A 1,432-nucleotide genomic window follows, 5' to 3' on the forward strand; every position below is an offset into this window, starting at 1 on the left:
TGCTTTTTTAGTTGGCTTATTCTTTTATGACTACTCTTTTGGAAGTAGTACTGTGTCGATAACATGAATTACGCCGTTGCTTGCTTTTACATCAGCTTTTACAACTTTAGCGTCATTTATCATTACGCCCATGCTGTCGGCTTTAACCATAACTGATTGGCCTTGTAGTGTTTTCGCACTATCTACCTTCATTACATCGGCTGCCATCACTTTTCCAGACACTACGTGATAAGTTAATACCGCCGTTAGCTTATCTTTGTTTTCAGGCTTGAGTAACATTTCTACAGTGCCTTCAGGTAATTTAGAAAATGCAGCATCTGTTGGTGCAAAAATAGTAAAGGGTCCTTTACCTTGCAGTGTTTCAACTAAACCTGCGGCTTTAACAGCAGCAACAAGAGTAGTGAACGAACCATTTTCAACGGCTACTTCAACAACGTCTTTTTTCATACCATGATGATCAGCATAAGCCATTGTAGTAAATCCAAGGCTTGCAGTTGTAAACAATAATGCAGTAGTAATTTTCTTAAACATTTTATTTTTCCTTTAAGTTAATACCCGTTGGTTTCGTTAAATGTTACGACGCTCTAAATTTAATCGATCAATTAAAATTAGTAGTCAACATGTTTTGTTACATCATTGATTGAACTGCAGCTAAATAGCAAAGTCATATAAACAGTTACTTAATTAAAGACTTGTTCAATTGAAGGGAATAGGCATGAAATTAGTTTATAAGTTTTGGAAAAACAACCGCTCTCTTATCGTATTTATTGCACTGATGAGCGTATTTAGAAGCGCTGTAGCCGATTGGTACGAAGTGCCAACAGGCTCAATGAAACCAACAATTCAAGAAGGTGACAGAATACTTACCGATAAAATGGCCTACGATATTCGTGTCCCATTTACGCATATAAAACTACTTAAACTAGCGGACCCACAAACCGGTGATATTATTGTTTTTGACTCACAAACTGCCGATAACCGTTTAATTAAACGTGTAATTGGTGTGCCAGGAGACACCGTTGCGCTTGAAAATAATGAGCTCATTATTAATGGTAAAAGACTTAATTATGCAGATCAGCAAAGCAACATAGACTCGCTTGATAAAATCGAAGATTTAAACGGATTAGCGCATTCGATAAGAGTGGCAAATATTCCTTCACGTTTATCGGGCTTTGACGCAATTACAATTCCTGATGATTATTATTTAGCAATGGGCGATAACCGCGACAATAGCGCTGACTCGCGTGTAATAGGTTTAATTCCGCGTAATGAGTTATTAGGAAAAGCAGAGCGCGTTATAGTCTCACTTGATTACGATAACTATTACCTACCAAGAAAAGACCGCGTATTGAAAAAGCTCAATTAAAAAAGATGATTAATTTTATAGTTAAAATATAACTGCCTATTTAGGCAGTTTACTTATATATTTTTT

At 36.3% G+C, this 1,432-nt stretch carries 2 protein-coding genes; one reads left to right on the plus strand and one right to left on the minus strand.

Going from position 1 to position 1,432, the window contains the following annotated elements; genetic code table 11:
* Positions 1–30: 30 nt before the first annotated feature.
* The gene (locus tag H5072_RS19385) at positions 31–531 is read right to left on the minus strand and encodes a fasciclin domain-containing protein (protein ID WP_007582534.1); all 501 of its coding nucleotides are present in this window, start codon (positions 529–531) and stop codon (positions 31–33) included.
* A gap of 184 nt (positions 532–715) precedes the next feature.
* Here H5072_RS19385 and lepB point away from each other — a divergent pair, with 184 nt between their 5' ends.
* Positions 716–1,366 carry a signal peptidase I gene (gene lepB / locus H5072_RS19390; protein WP_182694502.1) on the plus strand — a complete coding sequence of 217 codons (651 nt, stop codon included), beginning with the start codon at positions 716–718 and terminating at the stop codon, positions 1,364–1,366.
* Positions 1,367–1,432 lie beyond the last annotated feature (66 nt).

This window comes from Pseudoalteromonas sp. SR45-5, from assembly GCF_014163565.1.
Lineage (GTDB): Bacteria > Pseudomonadota > Gammaproteobacteria > Enterobacterales > Alteromonadaceae > Pseudoalteromonas > Pseudoalteromonas distincta.

Bases quoted from the DNA above. Each gene is read 5' to 3' on its own strand.
- H5072_RS19385 (WP_007582534.1), bottom strand. From the start codon at position 531: ATGTTTAAGAAAATTACTACTGCATTATTGTTTACAACTGCAAGCCTT.
- lepB (WP_182694502.1), top strand. From the start codon at position 716: ATGAAATTAGTTTATAAGTTTTGGAAAAACAACCGCTCTCTTATCGTA.